This is a genomic window from Streptomyces sp. NPDC015144 (assembly GCF_043079735.1).
Lineage (GTDB): Bacteria > Actinomycetota > Actinomycetes > Streptomycetales > Streptomycetaceae > Streptomyces.
On sequence record NZ_JBIBUU010000034.1, the window covers coordinates 1 to 17,978 of the forward strand.

The window sequence follows — 17,978 nt, forward strand, 5'->3', positions numbered from 1 at the left end:
GCGCGCGTCCTCCTCCGGAGGAACGACGCACGGTCCTACGGACCGTCAAGAAGATAAAGCCCTACGGGCTTTATGCAATTCCTCCGGAATTGCATAGTGAATTCCATCCGGAATTCACGCGGCGCGTAACTGCCGGGTGTGTCCTCCGCTCCGCTCACGGACACACCCTCACCTGCCGGCCTGTCACCTCGCTTTCGCTCATGGGGGCTTGGGGTGTGCCCGCTGTCGCGGGCGGCTGGCTACGGAAGGGCGGGGCTGGATGCGATCTGATGGAACGTGGGGGCCAGGGTGTCGAACCCGTGCATCACATCCGCCCGTACCAGGGTAGGGATCGGAAATCCGTCCCACCCCCTACAGGGATGGATCAAGGCTATGCATCACGAAACACTGCCAGGGGTAGATACTGGGTTTCTACGACACCACCGTCATTCCACTTCAAGGAAGAAGGAAACGCCCAGGAAGGCGCGCTCAAATTGACGGCAAACACATCCCACAGGAGCCGGATACCCGGAGCCGCTTACCATTCCCTGCCCCTCAAAAACACCCCGGAAATTTCGAGCATACGCGGCGGAACTTGAATTCGCTCACAGGCGATCAGGACCGCCGCGCCGCCGTCGACCATGCCCGGCGCGCGGAGGCCCTGCCGACGCGCGAGAGGAACGTGAATGGCAGCCAGATCCCCCGAAGGCGCTCCCGACCTGTCCCGGCGCCCCCACCCACTTCTTCGCGGGCGGCCTGGGCGATCCTCACCAGGCACATGGCCATTGAGGAGGACCTCCCGCAGCCTGCGGGACCGGAACGGCGGCGCGCCCCCGCGACGGGGGTTGCCCAAAGCGGCACGGCCGTGGGCAGCCGGAGGAGGCCGGCACGCGGTTGACGCAGCCACGGCCGCGCCCCGAGCGGAATGGGTGACGGCGGAACCGCCCGGACGGGCCGGAGCAACGGGGCCTGTCCGCAGGCGGTCCCGCTCCGTTCCTAGAAGAGCGTCAGGCAGCTGGCCTTATCGTTGATCCCTGTCGGGACGTTGATCGTGGGACCGTAGGCGCCGAACTGCCCGAGGAGGTTGGAACAACCACCAAAGACGCTGTAGGTGTCGAATAGCTGCATGGTGGCGCCGCTCCTGTTCCAGAGTGAGCTGATCTTGTTGTTCATGTCGTAGTTGGCGAGGTTGAAGGTACCGAGCCGGGGCACCACCCACAGATTCGGTGTGCCATTCGTGCTCTGGAACACGCACGCCTGGCCGTGCAGGCAGTTGTCCCACGCCTCCGTCCCGGTCGTACCGGTGATCTTGATCGGCTGGATCGACACCACAGCGTCGGCCGTCTTGCTCTCGGAGGGCGTTTCGGCTGCTGCAGCCGTGCCGGTCGCAGACGCGAGAACCATCGCGACCGCTGCCAGAGCAATACGCTTACGCATCAGATGAGCCTCCTGTCAGCACGTGCGGTGTGCACGCGAGTCCTCGTATCGTGATGCTCCGCGAGTTTGTGAGGTTGGGTGCCAGCGCACGGCAGGTAGGCAATCAGCGCGGAGAATACGCCTCCGAAGTTTGATTGCGGAACTGCCCGAAAGTCGCGTCGTGGGCTCTCTTGAACACGCGGCGGAGCTCTGGCGGGCTGAAGGATCCGTTCCTGTGACGGAGCCGAGGGCGTCGGCTTCTCGTGTTCTGGTCGGGCCTCGCCGCCCGTGGTAGCCGTGCAGCTGGTATTCGGACCGGTTCACCCCGGCAATGCCAGTGCCGGCGTGGACGGCGCCTTGATCCGCCCGGGGTCCATGGCCGCGAGCTTCGCGAGCGGGCCGTCGAGGGCGAGGCCGCGCTGCGCGGCGACGTGGTGACGGTCCAGCTGCTTGTAGAGGGTGTGCGAGCTCCCGAGGACGGCCGCAGCGCGGAAGGGCGGGCGGCCTCCAGCAGTTCGGGCCCCGGATCGACGGGAGGGGCCGTCTGCCGCGACGCGGCACGGCGGTGGTACGCCTTCTGCCGGCAGGCGGGGCGGCAAGTACCGGGAATCGGCACGCCCAGCCGTAACGGGCTGCCCGCACTCCTCGCATGGGCGGCCCGACCCGCGGTTGCCGTTACTGGTACGTGTGAGGGACGTCCGGCACGCCCGGGAGCACGTCACCCCCCGCAGCAGCGCCTCCGCCCCGCGGACCACGTCCAGGCCCGCATCCGGCGACGCACGCCTGGGGCGGGAGGGCCTCCCCGCGGCCGGCCAGGCCCCACCACTCCGAAGACGCCGCAGGCGGCTTCCCAAGCCCTCGTGGAACCTCAGCCCGACCTGGTAATTACTCCGCAGCGTTGATGCTGTTCGGGGGATTGAATACGCAGAACTCGTTGCCTTCCGGGTCGGCAACGACGATCCAGCGAAAGCCGTGTTCGCTGAGTTCTTCGGAGAGCCTCGCAACGCCGAGCCGTTCAAGGCGACTGACCTCGGACACCAGGTCTGCGGTGCCAAAGTCGAGGTCAAGGTGCATGCGGTTCTTGCCCTGCTTGGGTTCTGGGACGTGCTGCAGGAGAAGGGTTGGTGCAGGAGCGGGACCGACCAGGCTCAGGTAGGGGGATCCCTGGAAGCCGCGCCGGTAGTCCAGCGGGGCGAGCGCGGCGAGCCAGAAGTTCGCTTGCGCTTCGGTGTCGACACAGTCCAGCGTCACAACGATCTGCATGGCGGAAGGGTAGGAGGCTTGGTGCGTCCTGCCGATCCATTTTTCCGGGGACCTGCGACGGGGCCATCTCCGCGCGCAGTGAGTGGCACAGGGCTTCCACGCCCGCCTTGGAGGCGCAGTACGCGCTCATCATCGGCGCGGCCCCGATGGAGGCCAGGGACGCGATCTGGAGGTAGTGCCCGTGGGTGTCCAGCAGGTGCGGCAGGAACACCCGGGCGGTGACCGCGCTGCCGACGAGGTTGACCTCGATCACGCGTCGCCATCTCTCGGGGTCGGAGTCCGCGAACGGCCCGCCCTCGGCCACGCCCGCGTTGGCGACGACGATCGACGCGGGGCCCAGACGGCGGCGCACCTCGTCGGCGGCGCGCGCCATCGCCGCGTCGTCGGTGACGTCGACGTGTCAGTGCCCGGTGGGTGCGGGGAGCGTGCCAGCCACCCGGGCGAGCGCCTCCTCCTCCTCCAGGCCTAGCAGTGCCACCCGGGCGCCCCGGGCGGCCAACTCCCGGGCAACGGCCTTGCCGAGGCCGCGTGCCCCGCCCGTCACCACGGCCGTACGGCCGCTCAGCGGGTGTTTCCGGTCGGTCACGGGACTCCTTGGCGGTGTCGGTAAGGGCCCAGATGGCCTGTTCCGGCCATGGTGACCCGGGGGTGCCGGATGTGCGCGGCGGGAGTGGCGGGAGGTGGCCCCACGTGCGGCCGCGGGGCAGGAGGCCGGAGACCGCCGTTCGAGTCGCGGCGGGCGGCCGGCCCGTCGAAGGCGCCGGTATCGATGATCCCGAGCGTGTTCGGCCAGGAAGGGCTCTGGGATGTGTTCAGGGTTCGAGCAGGAGCCCGAGGGCGTGAGCGAACTCTGCCGGCTCGGCGCTTGCGCCGAGGTGATTGCCGGGCATGTCGATCAGAGGTAGGTCTAGAAGTTCAGCGAGTGCTTGGGCCGCCCGGCGCGCCATCTGGTGATGGCTCAGCACGCCAGCGCACAGCGTCACCGAAACGCGACGGATGGCCTCAACGTCGGGGACGTAGAAGACCGTGGGGCCGGCCATCCGCCCCAGGAAGTAGCGGTTCTTGTCGAGTTCCTCGGCCGGTAGCTCGGGTAGCGCCATATGGGCGGGAGGCGTCTGATCTGGTCCTGTGTGGTGGGCAGCGCCGCTGAGGTCGAAGAACTCTTGCGCTGCCCGCTGAGGATCAGCCTCTGCAGCATTGAACGCTGCGGCGGCTCGGCCAGTCAGGTCTGTGGCATCCAAGAGGGACACAAGGGGCGGCTCATGCAAGACGGCCCGGCCGACCACGTCAGGATGCTGCTTGCCCAGCTCCAGCAGCGTCACGGCACCACCACTGGTACCGACGAACAGGGCGGGCCCTCCGGTGAACCTGTCGACAAGTGCAGCAAGGTCCTCGGCAAGGACCTGGGGCGTGGGCTCGGCCATCCCTGGGACCGCACGGCTGGCACCGATACCACGCGGATCGTGGGTGACGACGGTGAACCGGCCTGCAAGCTCATGAGCCAGCGCCGCGAATCCGGACCGCCCAGTCGGCGCCCCGACGAGGAACAGCAGTGGCCCCTCACCCTGGACACCGAAGGCAATCGTGCAGTCCGGTCGGTCGAGATAGTCCACCGAACTCGTAATCCGATCACTGAAGTCCGCGATCTTCCGAGAGATCACATCAAGCGCACGGTCCAACTCCTCGCGTCTGTCGCGCACGCGCCGGCGATGAGCCGTCAGCAACTCCACTCGGAGCCTGGCCGGATCAGCCACCTTGTCGTCAGCGCCTGTGAACTGCGCGATATCGGCCAGTGGCATCCCCGTCTCACGGAGATGAACCAGCATGCGGATCAGCTCGACATCGGCCGTCGTGTATTGGCGATGCCCCGCACTGTCGCGCCGTGGAGACGGCACAACCCCCTGACGTTCGAAGTACCGCAACGTGTCGGGCTCCAGACCGATCCACGCCGAAACCTCCGCGATACCAAACAGCTCATCTGCCTCACTCATGCCTCAAGCCTCGCCCTTGAACCTCGGTACAGGTCAAGCGATCGTCAGCCGACCGCAGCTTCGACAAACCCAATTAACCGATGCCGGGCCGATCGGCGAGCCAGGCCGCCAGGCTCGATGCCTCCCGGTCGGGCAGCAGGTTGACAGGACGGCGGGTCTCGACGTCGACGTGTACGGTGCCGTAGTGGCGACCCTTACGGGTGGCGTACTCGTCAACGCCGACCACACGCGGGGCGGGTATCTCCGGCTCGGGAAGGGTGTCGACCAGGCGCAGGACGGTGCACCGGCTGACGCAGCCCCCGAGCGCGGAGCTCAGGCGGGCGTCGGCGCGGCCCGCCAGGGCGAGACCGATCGCGGCCAGCGTCGCGCGCAGCGGCTCGGTCCGCTGACCGTGTCGACAGGTCAGGCCGGGTATCTGCTCGACGAAGGTGCGGCGGATGCACCTCGCCGCAGGCGAACCGGCGGACCCTCAGCTGAAGAACGTCACTGTCCGGCCGGTGCTCGGGTGAGTCCGGTTCCGACCTTGGTCAGCATCTGGCCGAGGAGGTGGAGGGCTCGTGCCCGCGTCGGCACTCCGCGCGCTGTTCCGGCCCAGTAGGCGTCGGTGAGCTTCTCGGTCGCCGCGAGGATCCGGTCGTCGTCCTGGGTGGCCAGCACGAGGACGAACCGCACGTAGTCGCCGATGTCGGTGTCCTGGGGGTGCTGGAGGAGGAGAGTCTGCAGCGCGATGTCAGGGCGGGCAGGGTGCGGTCCGTCGGGAAGACGACGGCGAGGCTGGCGAGGGCGAGGCAAACCGCAGGGCATTCGGCCGACCAGCGGGCCAGCAGATGAGGAACGTGAGCCTGAACCACTCTGCGGGCCCGGGCTTCGCTGTCGGGATCGGCATGTTGCGGGGTGGCCGGCCAGGTATCGGCGATGTGGCGCTCAGCGACGGTTGCAGCGCTGAACAGCAGGTCGACGGCTTGGAATCGCTGTCGGGCTAGAGTCCGCTCATCAACGGCGAGGGCCGCGACCAGGACGAGGCCGTCGGCGGTGGCGGGCTGGCAGGTGTCCTGGGGCAGGATCTCGTTGTAGAAGTCGGCGAGGAAGCTCCGGTCGTCCCAGCAGGGGTCGGTCTCGGAGCCGAACAGCATCACGGCCTGGGGCGGCCTGCGGCCCGGCATGCGGTCGGCGATGACGTCCCGGAAGAGCTGCCGGATCGGCGGAACGGAGACATTCGAGCCGTGCCGTGCCTGCTCGGGTTCGGCGTGCGTGTCCATGACCAGCGCAGCCTACTGGAGCGTCTCGGGCCGACGGTCCGCCGCCTGGCGGGGACGGGTAGGTCGTCGGCCCTGAGTCCGCAGTGGTCAGCGGGGTGGAACTCAGCCGCGATCCTGGCCCACCAGCGCGGCGCCCACGCCGAGTCCCTCGCGGCCGGGCAGGCCGCCCGCGCACAGCTTCACCGCCTCGGCCCCGGCCGGTGGCGGCCTGCGGCCGCTGCGCGACCCGGATGTCGCCGGGCTCGACGAGGACGACGAGGAGTGGACGAGACCTTGGCGACTCCCCGGAAGCAGCATTGTTGCCCGGGGTGAGGGCCGGCCAGGGGAGGGTCCTTCCGGAGTCGAAACTGGGGCCTCGGGGGTCGCTGGTAAGGGTGCCGTCCAGGCCCTCGATGGGTCCGCATCCAGACCCCGGCGCCGGTTCGCGACTCCCTGGTCGGCAGCCTCCGGACAGTCGCTCACGCGTCCGCCTGCGGCACCTGAAGAATGCCTCTGACCTGGTGTTTTCCTGGGATTTATCTAACCTGGGAGGTTCTACTCAACATCTTCGGAGGGGACATCGTGAGCGAGAAAGACACCAGGTACGACGCCAGCCACATCCAGGTGTTGGAGGGGTGGGAAGCGATTCGGAAGCGGCCCGGGATGTATGTCGGCTCGACGAGTGAACGCGGCCTGCGTCAGATGGTGTTCGAGGTCGCGGACCGGGCGGTGAACGAGGTTCTGGCCAGCCGTGCCTCCTCCGTCGACATCACTCTGACGCCCGGTGGCGGCGTGTGTGTCGCCGACGACGGGCCGGGCGTTCCCATCGACGAGACGGAGGGCGCCAGCGTGCCCGGGCTCGAAGCCCTGCTCACTCAAATGCAGACCAGAGTGGATACCGGAGGCCACCGCGACGTGCCGCTCGGCTTCTGCGGCATAGGCCCTGCTGTCGTCAATGCCCTGTCGCGCCGGATGACGGCCGAGGTGCGCCGCGAGGGAGTCCGATGGGCCCAGGAATATGCGCGCGGCGTGGCGACCACCCCGCTCACCAAGGTGGGGGCAGCGACCGGATGCGGAACCACCATCACCTTCTGGCCCGACGCCGACATCTTCGGAACCACAGAGTTCTCGTTCGATGGACTGGAGGAGCGGTTCAGAGAACTGGCTTTCCTGAACCAGGGCCTGGACATATCGCTGACCGACCTGCGCCGCCTGGATGTGTCCCATTCGGTGCGGCTCCACTTCCCAGGCGGGACGCAGGACTTCGTTGACTTCCTCGACGGCCACGCAGCGGCGCACGCCCTTTTGGAGACCATCGCCTTCGGGCGAGAGGTTCCTCAGATGGCTGGGGAGATGGACATCGCCTTCCGCTGGTGCAGTTGCCCTGACGAGCGGGTGCGGAGCTTCGCCAACAGCTGGCCCACCGTCGACGGTACGCACGTGGTGGGATTCCGCGACGGGATGGCGGCCGCGGTCACCGCGTACGCGCGGGAGCACGGGCTGCTGACACCTATGGACCCCGACATTGGCGCCGATCGGATCCGCGAGGGCCTGACGGCGGTCGTGTCGGTGAAACTGGACCGCCCTGAGTTCGAGGGCGCCACGCGCGGCGTGCTGGGCAACTCCGAAGTGCGCGACTGTGTCGGACAAGCCGTACAGGACCACCTCGGCAGGTGGCTGAAGGAAGACCCGGAGCGGGCTGCAGCCGTCATCGACCCGATCGTCCAGGGTGCCCGCCGGGACTGACCGACAACGAACCGCCCTGCCGGTCCAGAAGACCGAGACCGACAGGATGTCGGAGCGCAGAGGCGCGCTGCCTTCAGCCCCGCAGATCGGTCCCCTCCGGGCCGCGTGGATGATGGCGCGGTGACAAACATCAGCGTCGCCCATGTGAAGGTCCACTTCCGGATGGAGATTGATGAGGACGGCTGTCCGCCCGCAAGCGTCGAGTTGTTCTGTCATGTTCTGTCCGTCGCTTCCGGCGAACGGGCGAGAGGTGATCTCATCGCCTGCCGCCACCCGGCGAACTGGGTGACGGTACGTGGGCGGTGGGGTGGCGGTGGTCACTGATCCAGACCGGCACCGAGTCCTACCGCTACCAGACCATCCAGGAATCCCTCTTCGTGTCCACGAGCTGACTCCCCCGTGGCTGTTCCCGGACTCCGAGATCACGGGAGCGGCTTCTGGCTCGCTTCGGGGTGATCGGTCCGAATCGGCGGTGTCAGCCGTTCCAGCCGATCACCAGCCCGGCAAGTACGAGTACGAAGCCAGATGAGCACACGACTCGTTGCTGACGAGACCATGCTTCCCACCCTCGTTGCCCCTTGCTCCCTACCGCAATCCCGACCGTGCCAACGATGAATGCACCGAACCCGAACCAGGCCATGCACCTATCGGAAGCGGCAAGACGCGGGATCGTCAAGAGGAGCTGCAACACCCGCCACTGCCTCTCAGCAGCACGGAGGGCCGGACCCACAGGGGTCCGGCCCTCCGGCACGTCCAAGGCGAGGGCCCCAGCCGCAAGGGGGCCGGTCGTCCTCCGGACCCGCTGTCTGCCGAGACCACGGCCCGGATCCGCCGGACGACGGCCCCGAACGGGCACCGGCGGATCGCGGGCGGATTCCCCGACAGATGGCCTGGTGACGGGCCCCGCCGCCGCGAACGGCTGTCAGCCCTGGTCAGGACCGCCACCGGCACCGCCAGAGCGCCGCCCGGGGACCGCCGCCGCACCGCCACCCGGCGAACTGGGTGGCGGTGCGGCGACGGTGGCCTGGCGGTGCTCTGGCGGTGCCGGGTGGCGGTCACGGAACGGGGCAGGGGCCCGCGCCGCGCCGCCCCTACGGTCTGCGGTCGGAAGGGCGGTCGCGGCCCGCAGAGCGGGGGACCTGGCGCCGCCGGCGCGGGGTCACCGGAGCACGATCGGGACGAAGACCGTCGCGAAGACGGTGGCGGCGCTCAGCACCACCATGAGCGGCGTAGCGAGAGCGGGGCGGTAGCGGGTCAGGCAGAACCGCCCGACCAGGACCATGGCGACAACGACGACGACCAGGGCGGCGACGACCAGGGCGAGCGAGGACATGGGACTCCCTTGGGTAGGTGCGCTCCGGTGAGCGCGGGGTGGTGGCAGCACGATCGACGAGCCGGGCCCAAGCAGCGCAAGGGCCGGAGCTGGGGCGGCTCCACCGGTGTCCCTTTAGTTATGTGGGGGTGAAGGCGGGATCTTTCACTGGCCTTCGAGGAATCTGCGCCGGCACCTACGAACCGCCCGCCCCGGTCCCTGCGTGGAACCTTTTCCCGCAGGGGTTTCTGCGTCGGCATCCGCAGAACGCTCGCCCTCCCGCACGCCGGGCCCGGGGCCGTGGGTCAGCATGTGGGTCAGCGGCGGGCAGGCGGCGCGGACGGGGCGAGTCACGCGGGCGACGCTAGGTACAGAGCGCCGAGGGCTGGAACGGGAAGCGGGGACCGTCCTGTACGGGCAGGACCACCTCCGGCGCATCAGCGCGGAAACGGTGCAGGGCGAGACCCTCGGTAGGTGTCTTCGCGGAGGATGTAGCTGATGGTGCCCATGGACAAGGTTCGTCGTCGTAGGGAGATCAGGCCGGTCATCTCCTCTGCGGCGAGAATGCCCCAGCTCCACTGTGCACGCGGGGGGTTTCGGCGGCTCGAGCGAGGGCCGTGCGGTTCTTCTCGTGGGCCTGGCCGAGGATGAGAGGCTTACCGGTGTGGTGTGCCGGACGGATGCGCCGCTGTAGATGCGGGTGAAGGCCAGTGCGTCGTCGGGGCTGAGGGCGCGCAGAGTCACCATGTGGCGGCCAGCTACCTCGCGGCGGGCCGGTCGGCGGGGTCGGGGACAAGGCACGCGGTGGTGAGCGAAGGTCAGACGCGGACTGCGTCGATCGCGGCTATTGCGTGGGAAGACCGCCTCATGCGGCTATCGGGTCAAGTTGACCTTGGTCAGCCAGCTGCGAAGGCGGCCAGCAAGGTGTCTGCTCGGACCTCCAGTTCAGACGTCAGAGCTCCCTTCACTGCCACCCTGACCTCATCGCCGCCGACCGCGCGGGCAAGCCGAATCTCGACCTGCCGATAGTCGCCGACCAAGGGATACGAGTACCAGCCGTCGGTCCGCTCGTCGTCGGTCGCCTCAACCGCGAGTGCCACCGTCTCCCAGTCAGTGGCATCGAAGCCGTAGCCCACATAGTGGGACAGCAACTCCAGGAACAACCGCAGGTTGCGTTCCCAGATCCATCCACCGACCTCTGCCATGGCTCTCCCCCAGTGCTCAGGAGGACAGCCTGTCACGAGCCAAGCCCTCGGGGATCAACCATCTGCGGCAGGAGGCAGAAACGCGATGGACGCGTCGGAGGCCACCCAGTTCTGGGGGCAGTGGTGGAGCTGACAATCACACGGTTGAACAGTGTCGCAGGGCTCCCACCGCTAGGCAGTGTCTTCAAATGATCATCACTAGTGGATCATGGTGTCGTGATACGTCGCCATGAACTGTCTGATGCTGAGTGGGAGTTCGTCCGGCCGTTGCTGCCCGAGTCTTTGCGGGGGCGGAAGCGGCTGGACGACCGCAGGGTCCTGAACGGGATCGTGTGGAAGTTTCGGACCGGTACAGCCTGGCGGGACGTGCCCGAGCGGCCGCTGCTGCCGTACGCGGTCGCCCCGGTCACCGGGCTCACGGCCCAGGACCTCCGGGCGCTGCGGGAATGGGTGCGGGAGATGGACGAGCTGCCGGACCCGGCACCGGTGCGGCCCCGGCGCTGCCGGGACTGCGGGGAGCGGGGCACCGTGGTGATCGGCGGCCGCCGCCGTGACCGCGTCCACGAGAAGTGCGGCTCCTGCTGCGAGTGCTACTGCCCCGACTCCTCGCCCGGCGACGCGTTCCAGCCGTGCGGGGACCTGATGCGGGAACAGTGCCTGGACTGCCGATGCTGCCGGGTGTGCGCGGGATGCCACTGCCAGGAGTAGCACCCGCCCCGCCCGTGCTTGGTACGGGCGCCATGGCCGAGGCCCGGCCGGTGACAACACCGGCCGGGCCTCGGTCGTTTCAGCTCAGGCGGCCCATCCGATGGAGGAGACGTAGCTGTAGCGGTCGTGTTCATGTTGACGTTCCTCGTTCGTGGATCCGATGTTGCGGCCCTTGATGAAGCAGTCGCGGGGCTGAGCGACTGCGAAGAGGGGTGCACTCCGCGAGCGACTGCACCATGAAGGCGTCCCTGGCCTCACGCGGTGTGGTCTCCCACTCTTCGGAGAGCGGGTCAGCGTGAAGTGCGGCGGCTGACGAGCGGGACGGCGTGAGTGGCGAGATGAAGGATGTGGGGCGGTACGGGGACGTGCTCCGAGAGCGCCGGGTCCGGTTCCGGTTCGCCCCATTCCGTATGCATGGGGAGAACGCCTGCCCATAGGCCCAGTTCGGTGTCGGGTCCGTCGCCGTCGTCCGGCGGGCCGGTGCGCACCTTGACGGAGGCCTCGTCGAGAGGGAGTGCCAGCAGTGCAGTCGCTGCGAGTTCCTTGCGGTTGGGGAGGCGTGCGTAGCCCCACTGACCCGCGGCGACGTGCTCGGTGAGGCACCGCAAGCCGTAAAGCTTCTCCTCAGGGTCGGTCACGGCTCGCGGTATGCCGTAGATCATCGCGCTGCGATAGTTGACCCCGTGCTCGAACACCGAGCGTGCCAGGACGAGGCCGTCGACGTGCGTGACGGTCAGGCACACCGACGCGTTCGGCGCGGCAAGCAGGCTCCGGCTTGCCACCGAGCCATGAAAATAGACCGTGCTCTCATCCACTCCGTACACGGTCGGGACCACCATCGGGGCACCGTCGACGACCACGCCGAGATGGCACAGAAACCCCGTGTCCAGGATGACGTCGAGATCTGCCCGGCTCCGGCTGCCCTGCTCCCGCAGGCGTCGATGGCGGGTGCGCTCCGTGACGGGCAGTGGCGTGTCTAGTGTCTCCTCAGTCATGCTGGCAGACGCTATCGATATTGGCGATTTCAAGCTACCGATCTGACGATATCCGTTGGAAGTGACTCGTTTCACGACGGATACTGTTGCCCGGGTCTGGCATCGAACTCCTGGCCGCGGGGTGCTCGCTGTTCACCGGGGCCAAGTGGGCAGGGACTCGTCTTCCGTAACCCGATACACATCAGCCGGAATCAAGGACGGCCAGCACGAGTACGGCGTGCTGCAGCCACTCCTCCCCGACCAACTCTCCGGTCCTGCGCAGGGTCGGCCCATGAGTTGACCAAAAACCCACGGGTCTCGCGGCGGCACGCCGTACGTCAGCGCCGTGCGTCCTCCGAGGCGTCCAGGAGTGGCAGGCCGGCCGCGTACCGGCGCAGGTATCGCGCAGTGGGAGTGTCCGCTCCGGCGACGGTGTCGGGGGTGCCCTGCGCGACCACTGCGCCTCCGTTGGGGCCGGCTCCCGGTCCGAGGTCGATCACCCAGTCCGCGGACGCGGCGACGGGGATGTCGTGTTCGGCCACGACGACGGTGTTGCCGGAGTCGAGCAACATGTCGAGCGCGTCGACGACCCGCTGGATGTCGGACGGGTGTAGGCCCGAGACGGGTTCATCGAGGATGACGAGGCCGGCCTTGCGGCTCGTCGCACCGCGCTGGATCGCGGACGCAAGTTTGAGGCGCTGGGCCTCGCCGCCGGACAGTTCGGTGGCGCTCTGGCCGAGTCGGAGGTAGCCGAGCCCGACCCGGTCGAGCGCAGTGAGGGTCTCCGTGAGCTGCCGGGGTTCGGTGAAGACCTCCCCGGCCTCGGCGACGGTCAGGTCCAGCACCTGGTCGATGGACAGCCCCCGGTAGGTGACCTCGAGGGCCTCGGGTCCGTAACGTCGGCCGTCGCAGGTATCGCACACCACCCACATGTCGGGGAGAAAGTGCATGTCGACGAGTCTGCGGCCGTAGCCGGTGCAGGTCTCGCAGCGGCCGCCTGTGGTGTTGAAACTGAACCAGGAGGCGTCTATGCCGCGCGCGCGTGCCGTATCGGTGGCGGCGAACAGTTTGCGGACGATGTCGAACGCCTTGCTGTACGTGGCCGGGTTGGACCGTGGCGTGCGTCCGAGAGGTTCCTGGTCGACCACGGCGACCCAGCCGAATCCGTCGAGTCCGGTCACCTCGCGCACGGCATTGGCAGCCGTGCCTTTGAGGGCGGCCGCCGCGCCCCCGGCAAGTGCGCCCAGGACGCTGCTCTTGCCGCTGCCACTGACCCCGGTCAGGCAGGTGAGCCGCCCGGCAGGGAGGCGCAGCAGCTCTGCGGCCGCGTTGTGGGCGCGCAGGTCGTGCAGTTCCACCCAGTCGGCGTCGTCGCGGACCGGGCGGAGGGTGCGGCGCAGCCGCGGCCCGTTGCCGGCCAGGTAGTGGCCGGTGACCGAGGCGGGGTCGGTGGCGGCCAGGGCGGGTGGGCCGGAGACCAGGACCTCGCCGCCGAGGCGGCCTGCGCCGGGTCCGATATCGATGATCCAGTCGGCGCGGGCGATCAGTTCGGGGTCGTGTTCGACGAGGAGGACGGTGTTGCCGGTTTCGCGTAGCTCCAGGGCGATGGCGAGAAGGTTTTTCTTGTCCGCCGGGTGCAGCCCGACGCCGGGTTCGTCCAGGACGAAGATGACGTCGCTCAGCTCGGTGCCGAGCTGAGCGACGAGCCGGGTGCGCTGCGACTCGCCGCCGGACAGTGTGGCGGCGCTGCGGGACAGCTGCAGGTGGGCCAGGCCGAGCCGGTCCAGGAGGCGGAGTCGGCGTCCGAGGTCCTGCAGCAGGGGCTCGCCGACGGTGCGTTGCCGGGTGTCGAGGGAGTCGGCGAGGTGCCCGGCCCAGCGGCGGACCTCGTGTACATCCACGTCCAGCAGATCGGGGTAGGTCAGGCCGCCGAGGCGTACGGACCGGGCGACCCGATCGAATCCGCTGCCGTGGCAGGTGCCGCAGGGCTGTTTGCGCATGTACGGCAGGTAGCGCTGTTTGGCTTCGGCCGTCCGGGCGTTGACGAACACTCGTTCCACCTCGGCAAGTGCGCCGCGCAGCGGTTGGCTGGAGGTGTAGGTCATTCGAGCCGTCTCGTTCTTGTTCGGGATGTCGACGGTGGCCTCGACCGCCTCGTCGCCGGTGCCGTGCAGGACGTTGTGCCGGAATGCCTCGGGCAGCGACTGCCAGGGGCGGCTGAGGTCCACGCCGCGTCTGGCGGCGAGTGCGGGGATGAACACGTGCTCTCCGGACCGCCATTTGGCGTACCAGGGGGAGGCGCCTTCGAAGAGGGGGAGGTCCGGGCGGGTGACGATGAGGTCTTCCTGGGCGTGCCATTGTCCACCGGCGCCGTGGCAGTCCGGGCAGCTGCCTTCGGGGGTGTGGCGGTCGAAGTGCGCGGTGGTCAGGGGGTCGGCGCCGGTGTCCGCGGCCGGGTCCGTGTCCGGGCCGATCCGTGGGAGGCGCGAGTAGAGCAGGCTGAGGTGCCCGTCGATCCCTGTGATGGTGGCGACAGTGGAGCGGGGGTTGCGGTTCAGGCGGCGCTGGTCGACCGCGAGCGTGGCGCCGAGGCCGAGGATGCGGTCAACCTTGGGGCGGTTGCGCTGGGTGATGTACTGGCGTACGAACGGCGAAAGGCCCTCCAGGTAGCGCAGTTGGGCCTCGCTGTGCAGGGTGTCGATGGCGAGCGAGGTTTTGCCGCTGCCGCTGACGCCGGTGAAGGCGACGAGCCGGCCTTTGGGGATGCTGACGGTCACGTCGCGCAGGTTGTTGGTACGGGCGCCCACGACGTGGATGGTGTCGCGCGTCTTGTCGGCTCCGGCAGCGTGCGGGTCCGGTACGGGCGGGGTCACGCCTCGTCCGCCTTCCCGCCGAGCTTGGCGAGGTCGGGGGCGAACACGGCCATCCACTGCGGGTGCAGTCGGTAGAAGACCACGTCATTGTCCCAGTCGAAGGCGTCGTCGCCGTAGAAGTCCTGGAAGTACGTGAGCAGGTCCGGCCAGTCGGCGGCCGGCTCGCCGTCTCGGGGGTTGAGGAGCTCCGCGGTGCCGTGTGTGAACACGCCCAGGTCCTCCCCGCGCATGTGCGCGGCGCTGACGGCGGGCCGGGCGGCGAGGTGCCGGGCCTTGGCGGCGCCGCGCGCGGTGCCGAAGTGCCATGTGCCGTGCAGGAAGTGCCCGTCCACGCCGCTGACCCGCGGCTCGCCCTTTGCCGTCACGGTGGACAGCGCAAGCGTGCACATGCCAGTGAGTACACCGGTGAGGTGCTCGGCGGTGAGCGTGCGCTCGCTGCTGATGATCGACCGCAGGTGCGCCGTGGAGCGGGCGAGCGAGGCGTCGAGGAGGGCTTGGAGCCGGTGGAGTTCGTCGGGTGTCTCACGCATGAGGGTCCTTGTCTGTCCGTCGTTCCGGCCCGCGCCACCACGACGCCGACCGGCGCCCACACTGTCTCCGTGAAACTGGACACCTTGTGTCGTATTTCTTGTGGTGTTTTCTGCACCCTGCTGGCGCCCGGAGCCGGGCAGGCATCAGAACGGCGGATCCTCCGGCCTCGGGTGTGTCGTCGGTATGGCGGGCGGCCCGGGCGGAGCGGATGCCGGGCGTGGGGGCCGGGGCGAGGGCGCGCCCGGGGTCACGTCGGTCGTCGTGCGGGCGGTCGGCGGCGAGGGGGTGCTGGTCCGACCCGCCGTGGACGGGGTTGTGGTCGGGCCGACCCCGGTTACGGCGATGGCAGTTGCTGCTCGTCGTGGAGGGTGCGGTCCAGGACGGTCATGAGGGCGCCGTTGGTTGCGGGGCGGTGGGCCGCGGGGCGGGCGAGGGTGCGCGGGGATTCCGTGCAGGTGTGCCTTTCACCGCCCGTGCGAAGGCGAGGGCGGTCGGGGGGACACGGGAGCGGTGCCAGATCAGCCCCAGTTCGGAGGGGGGCAGTCCGTCGACCGGGACGAAGGTGACAGAGTTGCGCCGCCCGTGGTAGTCGGCCGTGGATCGGCACAGCAGCATTGTGCCCCGGTTCGCCGCTGCCAGGCTCAGTCCCTCCTGAAGGGTGTTGACCAGCGGGCCTGCCGGGATCGGCCGCAGCTTGGGAGTGTGGTCCGGGGCCTGCGTCAGGCGCCAGTACGCGGGGGCGGGGCCGGGCTTGTCGCCCGCGCCCACACTGATGAGCCGGCAGTCGGCCAGCTCCTCCGCCGACACCGACTCCCGGGCCGCGAACGGGTGCCGGGCGGAGACGGCGAGGGTCTGCGGCTGACGGGAGAAGACCGGCCCGAGCACCAGGTCCTCCTCCTGTACCGGCAGGAGGACCACCGCGCAGTCCACCTCCTGGCGGCGCACCGGTCCGAACGGGTCCGACAGCGGGATCTCCGTCAGTTCCAGGGCGCATCCCGGGTGTTCTTCCTCGAACAGGGCTATCGCCTGGGCGAGGTAGTCGTCGACGGTGCCCTGGAAGCCGATCCGCAGTACCCCGCCCGCCTCTGTCCGGGCGGCTGCCCGGGCCTCGTCCAGGGCGGTGCGCAGAGCGTCGTACGCGGGCCGCAGGTTGTTGTGGAAGGACGTTCCCAGTGGGGTCAGTCGTACCCGGCGGCTGGTGCGCTCGACCAGCGGGGCGCCGATCCGTCCCTCCAGGGCGCGCAGCAGTTGGCTCACCCTGCTCTGGGAGACGTACAGTCGTTCGCCCGCCCGGCCGAAGTGCAGTTCCTCGGCGAGGGCGAGGAACGCCTCCAGCTCGCGGATCTCGATGCCGCTCACGGAATCCCGGCCCCCTTCGTCCGATCGATCAGTCCTGCTCATGGAAGGGTGAGGGATTGGCTGTTGTTCCCGAACGGTCCTGCGGATTGGCTGTTCGTATGGCACGGACAGAGGAAATCGCAGGCACGGGGACCGGAGAGGGGCGGTTCGCGGGACGCGGGGGCTGGCCCGCGGTCGCCGCCGTCTCCGGGGCGACCTTCACGGTGGTCACCTCCGAGATGCTGCCGGTGGGGCTGCTCACTCCCCTCGGCAACGCGCTTCGTGTGAGCGAGGGGACCGCCGGTCTGACCCTCACCCTCACGGGTCTGGTCGGTGCGGTCTCCGCGCCGCTGCTGACGCCGCTGCTCGGCCGGCTGGACCGGCGGGTGCTGCTGTGTTCCATGATGGCGCTGCTCGCGCTGGGCAACCTGCTGGCGGCGTGGGCCCCCGGCTTCGGGGTGATGGTGGTCGCCCGGGTCCTTGTCGGCGTCGGCATGGGTGTGGTCTGGGCGGTCGCCGCCGGTCTCGCTGTACGGCTTGTGCCGGGCGACGGCGTCGGGCCGGCCACCTCGCTCGTCTTCAGCGGGATCGCGGTGGCCTCGGTGCTGGGCGTTCCGGCCGGTACGTACATCGGGGAACTGGCGGGCTGGGAAGCTGCGTTCGCCGTTGTCGCGGCTCTTTCCGTGGTGGCTCTGATCGCGCTCGCGGCGCTGCTGCCGCCGCTCCCGGCCGAGCAGGTCGTCCGGTTCGGCGGCGTGCTGAAGCTGGGTGGCAATGCGCGGGTGGCGACCGGGCTGGGCGTGGTGGCCCTGCTGGTGACCGGGCATTTCGCTGCGTATACGTACGTACGGCCTGTGTTGGAGGAGATCTCGCGGGCCAGCCCCACGATGATCGGCACTTTGCTTCTCGTCTACGGCGTCGCCGGTGTTCTCGGGAACTTTGTGGCCGGTGCGGGGGCGGGCCGCTTCCCGCGCGGCACGCTCCTGGTGATCGCCTTCGTCCTGGCGTCCACGGTGGGGCTGCTGCCGCTGCTCGGCGGCTCGGTGCCGGCAGCCGGGGTGCTGCTCGCGGTGTGGGGCGTCTCGTACGGGGGCGTGTCAGTGAGTGTCCAGGCCTGGCTGCTGGCCGCCGCGCCGCAGGCCCGCGAGGCGGTGTCCTCCCTCTTCGTGGGTGTCTTCAACGGGGCGATCGCGTTGGGCGCGCTGGTCGGCGGTGTCACCGCGGACGGTGCCGGGGTCGAGGAGGTGATGTGGCTGGGCGGTGGTCTGGCGCTCGCCGCCCTGTTGGTGGGTGCCCTGGGCCGGGCCCCGGAGGGCGGCCGGACCGGTTAGACCGCTGCGGGTTTCCGGGGCGGGGGCTGGACCGCCGGGCGCGCAGCGTCCCGTACGCGGTCCGGGGTTTCCT

The 17,978-nt window shown here is 69.2% G+C and carries 14 protein-coding genes and 2 pseudogenes; 4 read left to right on the forward strand and 12 right to left on the reverse strand.

Annotated elements, in window-relative coordinates:
* Nucleotides 1–975 precede the first annotated feature (975 nt).
* From ACF08W_RS33845 to ACF08W_RS33870, 6 genes and pseudogenes are all read right to left on the reverse strand, one after another.
* Nucleotides 976–1,416: a peptidase inhibitor family I36 protein gene (locus tag ACF08W_RS33845; RefSeq protein WP_392281645.1), complete on the reverse strand. Its 441-nt coding sequence runs from the start codon at nt 1,414–1,416 to the stop codon at nt 976–978.
* 864 nt (nt 1,417–2,280) lie between these two features.
* Nucleotides 2,281–2,658 carry a VOC family protein gene (locus tag ACF08W_RS33850; RefSeq protein ID WP_392281646.1) on the reverse strand — a complete coding sequence of 126 codons (378 nt, stop codon included), beginning with the start codon at nt 2,656–2,658 and terminating at the stop codon, nt 2,281–2,283.
* 49 nt (nt 2,659–2,707) lie between these two features.
* Nucleotides 2,708–3,244, reverse strand: a pseudogene (locus ACF08W_RS33855) (SDR family NAD(P)-dependent oxidoreductase); the annotation flags it as partial.
* A gap of 226 nt (nt 3,245–3,470) precedes the next feature.
* Nucleotides 3,471–4,649: an alpha/beta fold hydrolase gene (locus tag ACF08W_RS33860; RefSeq protein ID WP_392281647.1), complete on the reverse strand. Its 1,179-nt coding sequence runs from the start codon at nt 4,647–4,649 to the stop codon at nt 3,471–3,473.
* A 73-nt stretch (nt 4,650–4,722) separates the two neighbouring features.
* Nucleotides 4,723–4,875 carry a transposase gene (locus ACF08W_RS33865; protein WP_392281648.1) on the reverse strand — a complete coding sequence of 51 codons (153 nt, stop codon included), beginning with the start codon at nt 4,873–4,875 and terminating at the stop codon, nt 4,723–4,725.
* Between the two features lie 257 nt (nt 4,876–5,132).
* On the reverse strand, nt 5,133–5,321 hold the full coding sequence (locus ACF08W_RS33870; protein WP_392281649.1) for a hypothetical protein: 189 nt from the start codon (nt 5,319–5,321) through the stop codon (nt 5,133–5,135).
* Nucleotides 5,322–6,469: 1,148 nt separating this feature from the next.
* Here ACF08W_RS33870 and ACF08W_RS33875 point away from each other — a divergent pair.
* Nucleotides 6,470–7,633 (forward strand): ATP-binding protein, encoded by a 1,164-nt coding sequence (locus ACF08W_RS33875; RefSeq protein ID WP_392281650.1) that lies wholly within the window; start codon nt 6,470–6,472, stop codon nt 7,631–7,633.
* Nucleotides 7,634–8,792: 1,159 nt separating this feature from the next.
* Here ACF08W_RS33875 and ACF08W_RS33880 read toward each other — a convergent pair.
* Entirely contained in the window at nt 8,793–8,966 is a 174-nt protein-coding gene (locus ACF08W_RS33880) for a hypothetical protein (protein ID WP_392281651.1), read from the reverse strand.
* 875 nt (nt 8,967–9,841) lie between these two features.
* Nucleotides 9,842–10,150, reverse strand: coding sequence for a hypothetical protein (locus tag ACF08W_RS33885; protein WP_392281652.1), 309 nt, complete (start codon nt 10,148–10,150; stop codon nt 9,842–9,844).
* Between the two features lie 216 nt (nt 10,151–10,366).
* On the opposite strand from ACF08W_RS33885, the pseudogene ACF08W_RS33890 reads away from it, so the two are divergent.
* Together ACF08W_RS33890 and ACF08W_RS33895 are read left to right on the forward strand one after the other, a co-directional pair.
* Nucleotides 10,367–10,528, forward strand: a pseudogene (locus ACF08W_RS33890) (transposase); the annotation flags it as partial.
* Nucleotides 10,517–10,858, forward strand: coding sequence for a hypothetical protein (locus ACF08W_RS33895; RefSeq protein ID WP_392281672.1), 342 nt, complete (start codon nt 10,517–10,519; stop codon nt 10,856–10,858). The pseudogene ACF08W_RS33890 and the gene ACF08W_RS33895, both read left to right, overlap by 12 nt.
* A 290-nt stretch (nt 10,859–11,148) precedes the next feature.
* On the opposite strand, the gene ACF08W_RS33900 is transcribed toward ACF08W_RS33895, so the two are convergent.
* The 4 genes from ACF08W_RS33900 to ACF08W_RS33915 form a co-directional block, all read right to left on the reverse strand.
* Complete coding sequence (locus ACF08W_RS33900) at nt 11,149–11,853, reverse strand: pyridoxamine 5'-phosphate oxidase family protein (protein WP_392281653.1); 705 nt, start codon at nt 11,851–11,853, stop codon at nt 11,149–11,151.
* A gap of 317 nt (nt 11,854–12,170) precedes the next feature.
* Nucleotides 12,171–14,705: an excinuclease ABC subunit UvrA gene (locus tag ACF08W_RS33905; RefSeq protein WP_392281654.1), complete on the reverse strand. Its 2,535-nt coding sequence runs from the start codon at nt 14,703–14,705 to the stop codon at nt 12,171–12,173.
* Complete coding sequence (locus tag ACF08W_RS33910; protein WP_385212921.1) at nt 14,702–15,235, reverse strand: pyridoxamine 5'-phosphate oxidase family protein; 534 nt, start codon at nt 15,233–15,235, stop codon at nt 14,702–14,704. Before ACF08W_RS33910 ends, ACF08W_RS33905 begins: the two co-directional genes overlap by 4 nt.
* Before the next feature lie 385 nt (nt 15,236–15,620).
* Nucleotides 15,621–16,595 (reverse strand): LysR family transcriptional regulator, encoded by a 975-nt coding sequence (locus ACF08W_RS33915; RefSeq protein ID WP_392281655.1) that lies wholly within the window; start codon nt 16,593–16,595, stop codon nt 15,621–15,623.
* A gap of 98 nt (nt 16,596–16,693) precedes the next feature.
* On the opposite strand from ACF08W_RS33915, the gene ACF08W_RS33920 reads away from it, so the two are divergent.
* Complete coding sequence (locus ACF08W_RS33920; RefSeq protein WP_392281656.1) at nt 16,694–17,905, forward strand: MFS transporter; 1,212 nt, start codon at nt 16,694–16,696, stop codon at nt 17,903–17,905.
* Nucleotides 17,906–17,978 lie beyond the last annotated feature (73 nt).